Source organism: Pedobacter cryoconitis, assembly GCF_014207135.1.
GTDB lineage: Bacteria > Bacteroidota > Bacteroidia > Sphingobacteriales > Sphingobacteriaceae > Pedobacter > Pedobacter cryoconitis_D.
On sequence record NZ_JACHCC010000003.1, the window covers coordinates 57,896 to 71,818 of the forward strand.

The 13,923-nt window shown below is 36.4% G+C and carries 10 protein-coding genes and 1 pseudogene; 3 read left to right on the forward strand and 8 right to left on the reverse strand.

Annotated elements, in window-relative coordinates; all coding sequences use genetic code 11:
* Positions 1 to 18: 18 nt before the first annotated feature.
* The 3 genes from HDF25_RS05610 to HDF25_RS05620 form a co-directional block, all read right to left on the reverse strand.
* Positions 19 to 3,348 carry a TonB-dependent receptor gene (locus HDF25_RS05610; protein ID WP_184623648.1) on the reverse strand — a complete coding sequence of 1,110 codons (3,330 nt, stop codon included), beginning with the start codon at positions 3,346 to 3,348 and terminating at the stop codon, positions 19 to 21.
* Between the two features lie 236 nt (positions 3,349 to 3,584).
* Positions 3,585 to 4,775, reverse strand: coding sequence for a FecR family protein (locus tag HDF25_RS05615; RefSeq protein WP_184623650.1), 1,191 nt, complete (start codon positions 4,773 to 4,775; stop codon positions 3,585 to 3,587).
* Between the two features lie 89 nt (positions 4,776 to 4,864).
* Positions 4,865 to 5,467: an RNA polymerase sigma-70 factor gene (locus HDF25_RS05620; RefSeq protein ID WP_260409327.1), complete on the reverse strand. Its 603-nt coding sequence runs from the start codon at positions 5,465 to 5,467 to the stop codon at positions 4,865 to 4,867.
* 144 nt (positions 5,468 to 5,611) lie between these two features.
* On the opposite strand from HDF25_RS05620, the gene HDF25_RS05625 reads away from it, so the two are divergent.
* Positions 5,612 to 5,971 (forward strand): hypothetical protein, encoded by a 360-nt coding sequence (locus HDF25_RS05625; protein WP_184623652.1) that lies wholly within the window; start codon positions 5,612 to 5,614, stop codon positions 5,969 to 5,971.
* Positions 5,972 to 6,714: 743 nt separating this feature from the next.
* Here HDF25_RS05625 and HDF25_RS05635 read toward each other — a convergent pair.
* Positions 6,715 to 7,095, reverse strand: a complete 381-nt coding sequence (locus HDF25_RS05635) for a hypothetical protein (RefSeq protein WP_184623654.1) — start codon at positions 7,093 to 7,095, stop codon at positions 6,715 to 6,717.
* A 425-nt stretch (positions 7,096 to 7,520) separates the two neighbouring features.
* On the opposite strand from HDF25_RS05635, the gene HDF25_RS05640 reads away from it, so the two are divergent.
* Positions 7,521 to 9,854: a hypothetical protein gene (locus HDF25_RS05640; RefSeq protein ID WP_184623656.1), complete on the forward strand. Its 2,334-nt coding sequence runs from the start codon at positions 7,521 to 7,523 to the stop codon at positions 9,852 to 9,854.
* 18 nt (positions 9,855 to 9,872) lie between these two features.
* Positions 9,873 to 10,091, forward strand: a pseudogene (locus HDF25_RS05645) (DUF1016 N-terminal domain-containing protein); the annotation flags it as partial.
* A gap of 108 nt (positions 10,092 to 10,199) precedes the next feature.
* Here the strand turns inward: HDF25_RS05645 and HDF25_RS05650 are convergent.
* From HDF25_RS05650 to HDF25_RS05670, 4 genes are all read right to left on the reverse strand, one after another.
* On the reverse strand, positions 10,200 to 11,555 hold the full coding sequence (locus tag HDF25_RS05650) for an N-6 DNA methylase (RefSeq protein ID WP_184623658.1): 1,356 nt from the start codon (positions 11,553 to 11,555) through the stop codon (positions 10,200 to 10,202).
* A 177-nt stretch (positions 11,556 to 11,732) separates the two neighbouring features.
* Positions 11,733 to 12,335, reverse strand: coding sequence for a restriction endonuclease subunit S (locus HDF25_RS05655; RefSeq protein ID WP_184623660.1), 603 nt, complete (start codon positions 12,333 to 12,335; stop codon positions 11,733 to 11,735).
* A 655-nt stretch (positions 12,336 to 12,990) separates the two neighbouring features.
* On the reverse strand, positions 12,991 to 13,182 hold the full coding sequence (locus HDF25_RS05665; protein ID WP_048905418.1) for a cold-shock protein: 192 nt from the start codon (positions 13,180 to 13,182) through the stop codon (positions 12,991 to 12,993).
* Positions 13,183 to 13,296: 114 nt separating this feature from the next.
* Positions 13,297 to 13,758: a MaoC family dehydratase gene (locus HDF25_RS05670; protein ID WP_184623662.1), complete on the reverse strand. Its 462-nt coding sequence runs from the start codon at positions 13,756 to 13,758 to the stop codon at positions 13,297 to 13,299.
* Positions 13,759 to 13,923: the final 165 nt, after the last annotated feature.

Sequence of the window (13,923 nt, forward strand, 5' to 3'; positions counted from 1 at the left end):
CTTAGTTTTTGTTTGAAATTAAAGCCCTAATTGCACACCAAATGTGTAGTTCTTGTATTGTGGAACAATACCTGAAGTGCTACCCTGAACTTCTGGGTCAAGGCCTGTAAACTTAGTTAGCGTAACCAGGTTATAGGCTTGTGCATAGACCTGAAGGGATCTGATGGTTGTACCTAACCACGATACAGGAAATCTGTAAGAAAGGTTAATGTTCTTTAACCTGATATAAGAACCATCTTCAATAAACCTGCTTGTAGCGCCATAGGGAGAAAGATAAGTGATTCCTCCAGATTGTGCGGCTGCTGGTACACCTGTATTGTAGTAAGGTCTTGGGGTGTCAGTGATATCACCTGGGTTTTGCCATCTGCGCAATTCACTTATATCCTGGTTCCTGTCTATAGTACTACCCATGCGTCGGTTAAACTGGGCATCCACATTATTGATTTTACTACCATACTGATATTGAATAAAGGCAGTCAGTGTAAACGCTTTATACCTGAACGTATTAGTTATTCCTCCATATCCTTTAGGTAATTGACTTCCCACAATTTTTCGGTCAGCAGCTGTAGGATTATAAGTTATGTTTCCATTGGCATCATAATACATCGGATTACCATCAGCAGGGTTTACACCTGCATATTCGACAACAAAATAGGATAACAATGGTTTTCCTACAAAATAAGTACTGTTTAATTGCTGAAGACCGTCATTTAGCTCTAAAAGTTTACTTCTGATGAAGGTCGCATTTAATGTCGTTGACCATTCAAAGTCTGTACTTTTTAAATTAATAGTATTTAATTCAATCTCAATACCTTCGTTTTTCAATTTTCCAATATTCGTATTTATACCTGAATAACCGCTGGTGATAGGTAAGTTTCTTGACAATAACAGATCGGTTGTTTTTTTACGAAAAGCACCCACACCTCCTGATAAGCGGCCTTTAAAGAAAGAGAAATCAACACCTACATCGGTAGTTGCTGCCTGCTCCCACGACAAATCGTCATTACCCAGGGTAGGGGATATTCCAGGCTGGCCATTATAAGAGCCCGAACCCTGGTATAGTGATCTGGAAGCAAAATTTCCAATAGAGGAGTTTCCAAGAATACCATAACTACCTCTTAGTTTCAATTCATCTATCCAACTCACCTTAGAAAGAAAATCTTCTTTAGATATTCTCCATCCCAATGATCCTGCAGGGAAAGTACCATATCGTTTATTTGACCCGAATCTTGATGATCCATCATAACGCACGGTCGCTGATGCCAGATATTTTTCATTAAATGAATAATCTGCTCTCGCAAAATATCCTGCAAGTTTATAGGCTGTATAAAACGAGTTCGCATCTGTTTTTACAGCTGCTGATTGAAGCGTTTTGAATTGATAGCTTGGGAAACCTGTTCCACTTGCATTATTTCCTTCATTAACCTCTTGTTTATAACTAAACCCACCAATCACATTCAATTTATGTTTCTGGTTAAAAATATGGGAATAATTAAGGGTCTGATCGGTATTGAAGTCAGTAAACGTAGTATTTGCTACACTGGCACTTCCGTTCACAGATGCCCCATCGGGTGTTCTTGGATCAGTATAACTGTTTTCTGCGATATAACTGTAATTCTCTGAAAAAGAAGAACGGAATTTCAAATCCGGAAGAATCTGATAGTTTAATACGACATTACCTACAACAGCTTTAGTGTTAGCCCTTTGAATATTATAAGCCGCGGTCTGTACTACGTTATTAGGATACGCCCCATATAAGAGGGTGTTGTAAGTTCCATCCGGGTTATAGATTGCATTGATCGGAGCCGTCAATATTGCTGTCCTGTTCGGGTTGGAGAATGCTGTACCACCTGTGGTGCCATTTTGAGTAAATGAGCTCAAATTCAAACTGGTTTCAAAGGAGAATTTCTCGCTAATTTTGTGATCAAGATTTAATCTGCCTGTCACCCTGTTAAAATCCTGGCCAATTTCCTGACCGATTTGTTTGTTGTAAGCTCCCGAAACGAAAAATTTTGTTTTTTCATTCCCACCAGTTGCATTCAAAGCATAGTTTTGTGCAAGACCTGTACGAAATACTGCATCCTGCCAGTCGTAGGTAGGAGCTGTAGCCGGATCACCAAATGAAGTCAGTAACGTTTGTACTGATGTAGGCGCAGCGGTAAGGCTTCCATAGCGGTTAACTATGGCTTCTTTAGATAATTGAATAAACTCTGCTGTATTTAATATTGGTGCTTTTTTAATGACTTTAGAAATGCCAACTGAAGAATTAAAGTTTATTTGGGTTTTTCCACTTTTTCCTCTTTTTGTTGTGATGACCACAACACCGTTGGCGGCTTGAGCTCCATAGATAGAAGCTGCTGCTGCATCTTTTAGAATATTGATAGATTCAATGTCATCTGGATTGATGCCTGCCAAAGCATTTGAAGAGGCAAACTGTCTGGAATTATCTCCTGAAATTACCTGAACGCCATCCACAATGTATAAAGGCTGAGTTCCGGCAGTGATAGAGCTTATTCCACGGATATTTACGGTTACAGCCGCTCCAGGCAAACCACTTGAAGAAGTAATCTGAACACCTGCAGCACGACCAGCCAAAGCATTGTCAAAACTTTGTACAGGTATTGTTGAGATTTCTTTACCAGATATCTGTGAACTGGCTCCTGTTAAGTCCTTTTTAATTTGTTTAATACCGAACCCTGAAATGACTACATCATCCAGGTTACCTTCAATAGGAGTAAGCTTAATCGTCCGCATATCCTTAGCCACCCGGAGTTCCTTGCTTTCATAGCCCAGATAACTAATCACCAATTCAGCTTTTTCATCCACATTCTTCAAGTGAAATTCGCCTCTTGAATCTGAAATTGCCTTTTTTCCAGTCCCCTTGACCGTAATTGTTGCTCCCGGCAATGGCAGCCCATGCTCATCCACCACTATACCATGTACATCGATACTAGCCCAGCGATCAGCCAGGACGTCCCAAAAGGAAGGCACTTTTTTCGATATGATCACGGTTTTACTCTCGATCTGAAAGCTCAGTGATTGAAGGTCAAATATCCTATCCAGTATTTCTTCAAGTTCGAGACCATTCACATGGATAGTTACCGGGTTGGCGGTTTTTAGTAATCGCTCTGTGATGATAAAATTGTATCCTGTTTGCTTCTTAATGTCGCCAAGAACTATTATTAAGGGGGCATTTGATTTGGACAGCGTGACTTTTTGAGCATAGCCAGTTGCACTGACCTGCATAAAGGTAGCCAGTAAAATAACGAAGGTTAGACGCATAATAAGCCCTAATTTAGCGGCGCGCCATTTAGGCACACGAAGTTGTCTTGTATAATTTTTATACATTTGCTTAGTTCGATTAATGCGGTATGCCTTTACTTTCCAGGGACCAGGCAACCGCGGTTTAATTAATAAATTATTAATGAATATGTCGGATAAAGGACCAGGGGTATTACTTACTTCTGGTCCTTGTTTTCAGGACATAGCCTTATTTTCGACTTAGCGCTAGGGGGGTAAAGTTCTTTTCATGAATTTGTTGGTTTAGGTTGGTTGTGTTGATTTTTGGTTATTTAGTTTTTTGGTTATTTAGAAACATATATTTTTCGTCCTTCAATCTTGAAATTGACTCCTCCTGTTGACTCGAGTAACTGCAGCACTTTAGAGACATTGTCAAATCGGGATACCACACCGACAAACCTTTCTGTAGGTCTCGCTCCGATGTAAACGACTTCTACATTATACCAGCGCTCTACCATACGCATTATGTTCTCAATAGATTCATTTTCAAACATGAATTCATTGTTTTTCCATGCTATGGCAAGATCTGTATCCACTTTAGTCACCTGAATGCCGTCCTCGGTCAGAATAGATTGCTGACCGGGTTTGAGCACTAAAAACTGCTTTCCTGATGTATTGGAAACCCTTACAGAGCCCTCCATTAAAGTGGTCTTCAGCGCAGGCTCATTCTGATAAGCATTGATGTTAAAATGTGTACCGAGCACCTCTACCTGTTGCCCAAGACTTACCACTACAAAGGGATGTGCTTTATCTTCGGCAATCTCAAAATAACCCTCTCCCAATAGTTCAACACGCCTGATTTTAGACCCGGAAAAACTGGAAGGATAAGTTAATGAAGAGGCAGCATTTAAATAAACCCTGGAATGATCCGGCAAATTCAAGATATAGGTTTGGCCAACCGCAGTGCTTAAGGTATTCATTTTCCCTTCTGTGCTGCCGGCTGTTCCTGAAATTGTATATTCCAGTTGTCCATCTTTGGTCTTGCTAATGCTGATCCCTGGCTCTTCGGCCAGCTTGCCGTCTTTCTCTCCACCAAGCACGATCGTTTTACCATTGGACAAGGTCAAAGTAGCGCCAGTTTTTCCCGGTGCGATGTCATTGGTCAAGAAATTTTTCGTCGTTGCGCTTCCCTCAAGATGACGTGAGGTATAAAACCAAATGCCACACATAAGGGCAATAGTTGCCGCTACGGCCACCCTATAATAAATCCGTTGTAAAACTTTAAACTCCGTTTTTTTCGGTGCCTTAGCACTTTCCAATCGCTGTTGTACCTTGGCCCATATCGCGTCCTCATTTACAGACCGGAAAACCTGTAAGTCGGCAGCAAGCAGTTCTTCACTAAAGCCCTCCATGAATTTCCTGTTGTCAGCTGAAGCTGCTATCCAGTTGTCCAGTTCGGCCTGTTCTTCCGTATTAATGGTACCACGCAGGAACCGGGTGATCAATTTGGAAATATGGAACTGGTCTTTTAACATAGGGACATAGATTTTTGATCGTACTTTAATCTGCTTTTAATAGTAAGACGTACAACCAAACCAAACAACCCAAAAAAACTTATTTATTTTTAAGGTGTGTCCAGCATCAGCGTCAAAGTCAATAGCATTGCGCCTGAAAGTCCTTTTTTGAGCATCCCAGTTTTCAATAATTCTGTTGCCCGGGATTTGTAATTACGAATAGTTTGTATGTTCAGGCCAAGCTCGGTTGCGATCTCACCCGTTTTTTTATGATCAAAGTAAATCATCCTGAATACCTCGCGGTAATTATCTGGCAGCAGTTCAATCTCGCGATGCAATTCATGCAATACTTCCGTTTTAATGATTTGGTACAGTACCGTTTCTTCAGCTTGTAGAAGCTGGTCAAAATAAGTCTGTTGGGCAATAGACCTGACTTTGATGTGGCGGAGGTAATCCAGACAAGCATTACGACATGCGACGTATAAAAAAGCCTTAATGTTTTCTTCTCCTTCAAATTCCAGGCGACGCTGCCACAACTTGAAAAAGCAATCGGCCACAATGTCCTCCGCTTCCTGGTCATCCTGTACGAACCGGAGTGAAAAGTAGGCTAAAGACTGATGATAGCGTTTAAAAAAATAGGCAAAAGCGGGATCTGCTCCCTTACGGAACTCATTCATCCGATAAACCTTATCCTGTATTTCCGCAATCGGCATTAATCACTGTTTTTATCTACCCCTAATCACAAATATTATGATTTTTTCGCAATAAGTGTAAATCAATTCCCCTTTATTTCGTTATTGATTAGACAAATATTTAAGATTTTATTTTTCAGCCATATATATAACATAGAGAATAGAGTGGCTATTGAAGACCGTTCTTTATTTGCAGATCCTGTTAAAGAAGGTACTTTTATTCACAGCACGGGGCATATAGGGTTAATGCCTAAAGTCCGCAAACCAACTGAACACCTCTGGCAGAATTGGAAAATACAAAAAACAGGTAACCAGATTTTTGTATGGATTAACAATGATGCTATAATCTCTTTAAATGATACTACCGGGATAACAAAACCCAAAGGAAAGTTTGGTTTTGCTATCAATGGAGAAGCTATGATTAAAGATATCAAATTAATTAGAACAAGGGGAGAGGCGAGTTTACCGCCAAAGTCCTTCGTATGGAAATCTCCGCTTGAAAAGCCCCTTTTTATATTCGAATAATAGTTAAGTATGGAACCTGTTTCTTATACTAAAAGGCCTTCCGATGGTCGTTTTTTAACTGAAGAATCAACTAGTTTACATGGAGCTAAGTTACTTTTTACAGAGATTATCCCTAAATTCTTTAGGACACATGTTAAAGTGACTTTGGAAAATCCTGACAAAATAAGAAGGAAAGACGAAATAATGTTGCTGCTGCCTTCACATTTTTTTGAATCTCCACTTTGCACTCAATGCTGCCTCTTGAAGAGGACAATGTTAAAGTAGAACCCGCAGTGGAAGTGGTTCTGGTAAAATTAAAAGTAAAACAAGAAGTTCCAAAGTGCTTTTAGGTTCTATAACTAATATTTGACAATTTTATTTAGCCTTTCCGAAACGTGACGCAGTGCGTCACTAATTAAGTTGGACGCATTATAGAATTATAAGCCGTCTAGAGATAGAAACTCTGAGAAATCAATATGTGATGTATGCAATTGAAGAAGGTTGGAATACACGTACCTTACAACGTAATATCGCTAAGCTATAGAAACCAGCAACCCATTGACTGGATAAAATTTCAATTTCGTGTCCATGTATTTTATAACAGCTGCGTATTTGCCGTTAATTTCCAGAGTTAAGTAATGAATTTCTGTAATTGTTCGGGGGAAAAATTGTCTTGTTTAAATTGCCCATTCATTTGTTTGGTTCTGGCATTCAGGTGCAAAAAAAATGAAGATAAAGCAAATTCAAGTATCGGTATTGAGTCTTTATTTCTTTTTAAGTTTTGATTGTTTCATTTGTACGCGTCTATCTGTGGCAATACTATATAGTAAATCGAATTTTGATGAAATATGATTTACTCTTTCGATTTGATTGGTCATGGTTATCTTTGATGATGACTCAAGACTGTCTATTTTTTCTGTAAGGCTCTTTTCAATGGCAATAGCTTTACTGTAATCAGTACTGCCAGAATCGTCGTCTTCTATGACAATAACCTCGTACTTTTTAAGCAACTGATAACATGTGTCAATTTCGGCATCTCCAGGAGATAGAATAGGTTGTATAGTAATAATTTTCTCTGATGGCTTAGGATTACACGCGCTGAAAAATATAAAGGATAAAATTGTAAGAAAAATTGGTTTCGACATATTTGTGTAGGTTCAATAAAGAAAATCAGGCTTTTGGCCGAATATAGATAATTTCTTCGACCAGGTTGGGATAACGTTTTTGAAATCCGGCTCCTTGTTCTAGTATATTAAATACCTGCCGTTATGTCAATTGCCTTTAGAAATAGCCTTACCTTTGTTTTCGTGGGCAATACAGATCAGAAAATAAAGAGTAATTCAGATCTATGGAAAGATAGGGCAGAAGGAACTATCCGATCATACTAATTTTAAGCAAACAGGTCAGGCAAATATTTACCGGGCGAATAAGAGTTTTTATTTCGGCGGGATTTACATCAAAGAGAATGATTTGTTTAAACTTGAAACTGTAAATCCAAAGCTGCTGGATCAGGCCGCCAGCCAATTATCAAAACACGTTGCACATCTTAAAAAATGCAATATTATATATTATGAATTATCAACCAACGCTGCTTCTACGCTTGAAGCAAAAGATATCAAAGAAGTTACTGCTCGTTTTTAGTGTTTGCTCCATTGCGGTGACTGGTATTGTAGTTGCTTGTGGCGATGGAGGTTACTATGATGATTATGAAGTTTCAAGTTTCGCGCCGGAAGCCTTTGTAAACGGCAATTATTCGCCATTTTTCTTTACAAGTTCATCTACTTATTATAATAGATATTACATGGACAACAGCAATACGCGTTATAACCAGCTGGTTGTTAGTGAATGGGATTCGTGGTTTGATAATCAGGTAGATACCGCTTCACTAAAGATACTGCTCATTAAATCGACTGCCGAAAGTATTGATTCAGCTTCGCGTCATTATAAAGGAAAACTGAATGTCTTACCAGTTGGTTTTCCTGATTTAAAAAAATCAAAGGCAGATCAAAAGAAGGTAAATGCTTTTTTTGATTATCTGCTTTTAGCTAAAGAATGTGAAAGTTATTCTGTAGGTTCCGGTGATTACTGGTCTTATGAAAAAGAGCCGGTCAAAGAAGTGCCCGTAGCTTTAGAGACTACTTTAATGCAGGCTGTAAGTCAGTCCAAAGATCCTTTCATTAAAGAGCGTCTGTGGTTCCAAATGGTACGCTATTACTATTTTAAACAGAGACAGCACGCTGCAGATCCGGCAAAAGCTGATGTACCTTTGCCAGCTTATTTTGCTAAAGAAGGATCTTCTTTTCCAAAGAATATGATCTATTATCGTGCGCTTGGCTACCTGGCTGGATATTATTATCAAAAAAGAGAGTATGCACAGGCAAATTATCTGTATAGCTTATGTTATAACTATTCATTTGAGATAAAAATCCCAAGCATATGGAGTTTTCATCCTCAAGATGAGAAAGATTGGATAGAAACTTTAAACCTTGCTAAAACCGGAGAAGAGAAAATCACTTTGTGGCATATGCTAGGCAGCAGCGGGGATGAAAAACGTGCAATTAAAGAAATTTATGCGATTGACCCGAAATCTGAAAAACTTGATCTATTGTTGAGCAGACTGGTTAATGTCAGAGAAGCAGAAGGTCAGGCATCAAAAGATACGAGTGCTACCAGTAAATCTAAACGTATTGAAACAGCTAGTGAGCGGACATTAGTTAACAAAATCGCCAACGAGAATAAAACGCTGAAACCTTATTATTGGAATATGGCAGCAGGTTACTTGAACTCACTTTCTGGTAATTATACGGTTGCAAGAACATTTTATAGTAAAGCAAAAAAGCAATTACCTAAAAATGACACATTGGTTATAGCACAGTATAAGTTACTTGATTGGTTACTTTACCTGAGACAACTCAAACATATTGATGCTAAAACTGAAGCTGAAATGGTGGAGCCGCTGAACTGGCTGAACAATTTAAGCAAAAATAAAAAATCTATCCCAAATCTTCGTTTCAACAGTGCAATAGCTCAAAGTATGAACATTTTATCGGATCTGTATAAGAAACAGGGGAATGTTCTAAAAGCTTATTTTTTTCATCCGGAAAGGGGTTTTTATAATAGCAATGCCAGGATAGAGGCTGCAAAAGCACTTTTAAACAAGAAAAATAAAACAGCTTTTGAAGCTTCCATGTTAAATTACTACTCCATCAATGTTGGACAGTTAAGCTATTTACAGGCTATATTATTGGTATATCAGGAAAAATTGGAAGAAGCTGTTGTCTTAATGAAGCAGGCTGATACAGTGAACAGCTCTGTTATGTATGCTAATCCTTTTAATATCAATGTCAAGGATTGTTATGATTGCGATTTTGACGCTGATAAGGACAAAAAACATTTCACTGTATTAGGTTTTCTGGAAGCCTTAAAAACTATTAAAGGAGACCTGACTGCTGGTAAAAATGTATCCAGAAATGCAGCTTTAATGGCAAATGCTTATTATAATATTACCCATTATGGTAATGCGCGTGTATTTTACTATTCGGCTACCATAACCGAAAGTTATGGAGATTCACCTTACAGCATTCCTTTGCCTTATAGAAAGATAGTAACTAATAGCAAAATAGCAGAGAAGTATTATCTTTTGGCCAGATCCAGTGCTAAAACAAAGGAACTAAAGGCGAAATATACTTATATGGCCGCTAAATGTGAACGAAACGAGATCTATAATACGCAATATAATAATCCAGATAACAAAAGAAAATATCGTAGGAAATTTGATTTGAGCAACATACCTACGGGTAAATATTTTGCAGAGTTAAAAGCGCAGTACAGCCAGACAAAGTATTATCAGGAAATATTAAATGAATGCGGTTATTTCAAAAAATACGTGAGTAAAAAACATTAATATGTTACACTTGAATTTGGAAAAGGCTTTGATGAAAGTAACTTAAGAAATATTCGACAATTTTATTTAGCCTTTCCAAAACGTGACGCAGTGCGTCACGAATTAAGTTGGACGCATTATAGAATTATAAGCCGTCTAGAAACAGAAACTCTGAGAAATCAATATGTGATGTATGCAGTTGAAGCAGGTTGGAATCCACTAAAAAGTAGACAATGCCATTACATAGCTGGCCTTTGATTTTGAATCAGTTTATTGCTGTTTTTGAACAAAGGGTTAGGGGCTGATACCCGAACCCCAAATTTCATTTACACAGTTTGTCGGATACTGCCAGTTATTCAAAACTAACTATTTTAATAACCTGGCTATATTCGCCTGTACATTTTTAATTGCAATTTCTAATTCGTTACACTCATTTAATAGCGAAGCAATTGAGTTTGTTTTCTCTGGATAGATACTCTCAGTTAGGTAAGAAGCACATTGTAGATCATAGTTGTTTTCTTTTAGTTGATTTAAAGAAACGACTGAAGAAATGCTATCTGTAGATTTTGTATTAGTCCTAAATTGATCAACGATGTAGACAATTGATGAAATATCCGCTTCTGAAAAATTGTGTTTAAGCTTGCTTTTTGAACCCAATGAGGTAGCATCCATTAATAAGATCCGATCATTAAATTTTGTTTTATTAAGAAATAGAATTGCGGCTTTGACACCTGTGTTATAAAACATTTTAGGAGGTAAAGAAATTGCTGCTTCAAGAATTCCTTCTTCAATCATTTTTTTTCGTAGTGATTCTACCTTTCCTCCAGATGACAATATCCCATCTGGAACCAAAATGGCTGCATTTCCGGCTTCAGATAGGTGATCTAAAATATGACAGAGGAAATCTATTTCAGAACGGCCATTGTTAAATTCGGTAGTCCATTCTCCTCCAGTTCTTTTGTTAGTTTTAATTCCAAAAGGTGGATTAGTGATGATATAATCAAATTTCTCAGATACATCAGGAATAAATGTATTATTAATTGGCCTTATCCATTTTACATCAGATGTTTGAAGCATAAACATCTTTAGTTTGGCAGTTATTAAAGAAGCATTATGTAACGAGGACGCGACAATCTTGATTCCATTGTTTAAAAGCGAACCAATTTCGCTTATAAATTCTCCTGTTCTGGCAAATGGGTCATAAATATTTTTAGCATTATCATTAATCAGTAAAGAGCTTGTAATTAATTTGACTACGTCTTTCGGTGTCATAAAAGGACTGTCTGACCCATAACTATTTTCAACCGGAGTTTCTAATGCGTCAAAAAGTAGTAATATCTCCTCGTAAGACCAAATTACTTGATTGCGATCGACGAAATCGTTCCATTCATTAAGAATTCTAAAAAAAGATTTATTTTGTACTCTATTAATGTCACTTATATCTAAGCCTAAAATTTCAGATGGAAATCCTGGAATTAAATTGATGTATTTTTTGAAAATGTTGGCTAAATCTTCACTAATTTCATTTGAATCTTTAAGCCTAACTAAATCTTCTTTGATTGCTATATCAGTAGTTAATTCAGGCGTTTTATTATTCAAATAACTTAGCAAAATACAAACTGTTATAATATCCAAACCTGATCGTTCCCTAATTCCAGAAGCTGAAAAAATATTAAGCTGTGCATTTACCAGCACCCTAGCATCTTCAAAAGATATTTTCATGGAGCAATCATTTTGTAAAGGTTTAAAGCGTTTGTCGATACCCATTTTCCAACACCCCGCAACCAACCTGTTTTCTGCTTTTTATCGCTATTAGATTCGTTAATTACAATATTAAAATGGTTGTGAATCTCTTGTTGAAACACATTCACGGGGGCATCATTATCCCTGATATGATTATTATGAATTTTCATTTTTATTAAGGATTATGTTCCAAATGCGTTCATCTCTTAACTCTGCTCTTTTAACTAATAATCTTTTCAATAGCACGTTCTCTCTATCTACTTCGTTAATCAGATCTACTACATGTTGCTGCTGTTGTAAGTGGGGGATGGGGATCAGTAAGTTTTCAATTACAGGTTTGTTTATTGTAGGAATAGTAGTTCCGGTTTTTCTTTTTGATAGATAGCTTTTTATTGTTTCTTGTTCCAAATACCATTGCAGATATCTTGGGAGAATTTTTTCTATTGTAGGAGTTATGATAAAAAATGATGACGAGGCGAGTGTCTCTACATCATTTTCTTTATATAAAAATGTCGCGAATTTGGTTCCCTTGTTAGCGATTAATATATCTCCTGGTATTAATAAGTATTTATCCAAGCTTGTTATTAAAGCTCTATCAATTTTTGTAGAATTAAACGCTTCTGTATCTAAAATGTCTTTTGGTTGAATTACACGAACTGAATCTATCTGTGTACTTTCATCAAGGCCACTTCTAAAAGTATATCCGGTTTTAACAAAAGCTACATCTTTTAGTTTGATTTCTTCTACAGTATGCATCATACTGTAAATGTAAATACTTTAATTTGTTCTTCCAAATCTGTATGTCGTATACTGTATTTTTTTTTCTCCCAATTACTAAAGATTAAGAATAAATAGGAAAAAGGTTTATCCTTTAATAAATGTGATAGTCATATATTAAAGGGTTTTAGGCACTCCATTGTAGAAATTTTGATTATAATGGATGATTATTAATTTATTTACATTAGTAGTTGATTTTAAGATGATTGCGTTTTGTGCATCTGAAAGTGAAAACCCTTTATATATCAAATAAGCATTTAACAAATCAGAAGCAGCCAATATCCACCGTCATTTTCTGTAGGTTCCCGATGAACACATGGTAAAACTTTTTGTTCAGGATGATCTACTGCTAATTTCCAAAGATGACCTAATCCTAAGTTTATTGGCTGGGCACTGGGTTTAGGCTGATAATGCAGATCAAAATAATATTCCTTCAAAAAAGTTTCAAATTCTGCTTCTGAACCCACTATGAAATTCCGTATTAAGAGAGTTGGCCTTTTTTTTATCACACCTATGAATTACTTTGGAAGTTTTACAAATGAAATTTTGCAGCAAAATTAGAATCGAAATTTTTGGACAAAAAAAAGCATCTATCTTTTAAGATAGATGCTTTTATCAATTTATGAAGGAAATCTAATTAGCTGATCTTAACATTAATTGCATTCAAGCCTTTTTTACCTTGCTCGATGTCGTAGCTTACTGAATCATTCTCACGAATGTTATCCATTAAACCAGATGAATGAACAAAGATTTCGCTATCGCCATTAGCAGGCACGATAAATCCAAAACCTTTTGTCTCATTGAAAAATTTTACTGTTCCTTGTTGCATTATATTGTATTTAATTATCTTCAAATATAATTAAAATATATTGATTATCAAATAATATTTTTAATTATATTTTAAAATTGAAATAATATTTTGTTGCTTTTGAAAAATTAAAGATTAATCAATAAAATGATATAAGAACACGACATCGCCATTATAAGCTGGTTTTGGCTGATCTTTAATAACAAGGGTTGCCTCAATTACAACTTTGGTAACTCCTCTCAAATTCGCTATAGATTTCAGTTTAGCTTTTAATTGCACTTCGCTATCAACCAAAACCGCCTGTCCAAATTTAAATCGCTCTATGCCATAGTTTATTTCCATTTTAATGTTGCGGACATCTGCAATTTGCTTCCACAAATATGGGATTAATGATAAGGTTAAATAACCATGTGCGATAGTTGCCTTAAATGGGCCTTCAGTTTCAGCTTTCTGCTGATCAACGTGTATCCACTGGTGATCTAATGTTGCATCAGCAAATCTGTTAATCTGTTCCTGACTTATTTTATGCCAGTTAGAAACACCTAACTCTTTACCTAAATGCGATTGATACTCTTCGAAACTATTAATTATTAACATATGTCGGGTCTTTAGGATTTACAATTAGTTTAATGGTATATTAAACAGAGATTCTTTTATTCTTTAATAAAAAATCTTCACGTTTTAATTCAAAAAGGATTAGTTGTATAATTTAACACTATTTCAATATTAAACTAAATATTTTCTGTTCGAAGCATGGAAGTC

Bases quoted from the DNA above. Each gene is read 5' to 3' on its own strand.
- HDF25_RS05620 (WP_260409327.1), bottom strand. From the start codon at position 5,467: ATGCCGATTGCGGAAATACAGGATAAGGTTTATCGGATGAATGAGTTC.
- HDF25_RS05670 (WP_184623662.1), bottom strand. From the start codon at position 13,758: ATGTTAATAATTAATAGTTTCGAAGAGTATCAATCGCATTTAGGTAAA.
- HDF25_RS05640 (WP_184623656.1), top strand. From the start codon at position 7,521: ATGAATTATCAACCAACGCTGCTTCTACGCTTGAAGCAAAAGATATCA.
- HDF25_RS05665 (WP_048905418.1), bottom strand. From the start codon at position 13,182: ATGCAACAAGGAACAGTAAAATTTTTCAATGAGACAAAAGGTTTTGGA.
- HDF25_RS05635 (WP_184623654.1), bottom strand. From the start codon at position 7,095: ATGTCGAAACCAATTTTTCTTACAATTTTATCCTTTATATTTTTCAGC.
- HDF25_RS05610 (WP_184623648.1), bottom strand. From the start codon at position 3,348: ATGTATAAAAATTATACAAGACAACTTCGTGTGCCTAAATGGCGCGCC.
- HDF25_RS05615 (WP_184623650.1), bottom strand. From the start codon at position 4,775: ATGTTAAAAGACCAGTTCCATATTTCCAAATTGATCACCCGGTTCCTG.
- HDF25_RS05655 (WP_184623660.1), bottom strand. From the start codon at position 12,335: ATGATGCATACTGTAGAAGAAATCAAACTAAAAGATGTAGCTTTTGTT.
- HDF25_RS05650 (WP_184623658.1), bottom strand. From the start codon at position 11,555: ATGAAAATATCTTTTGAAGATGCTAGGGTGCTGGTAAATGCACAGCTT.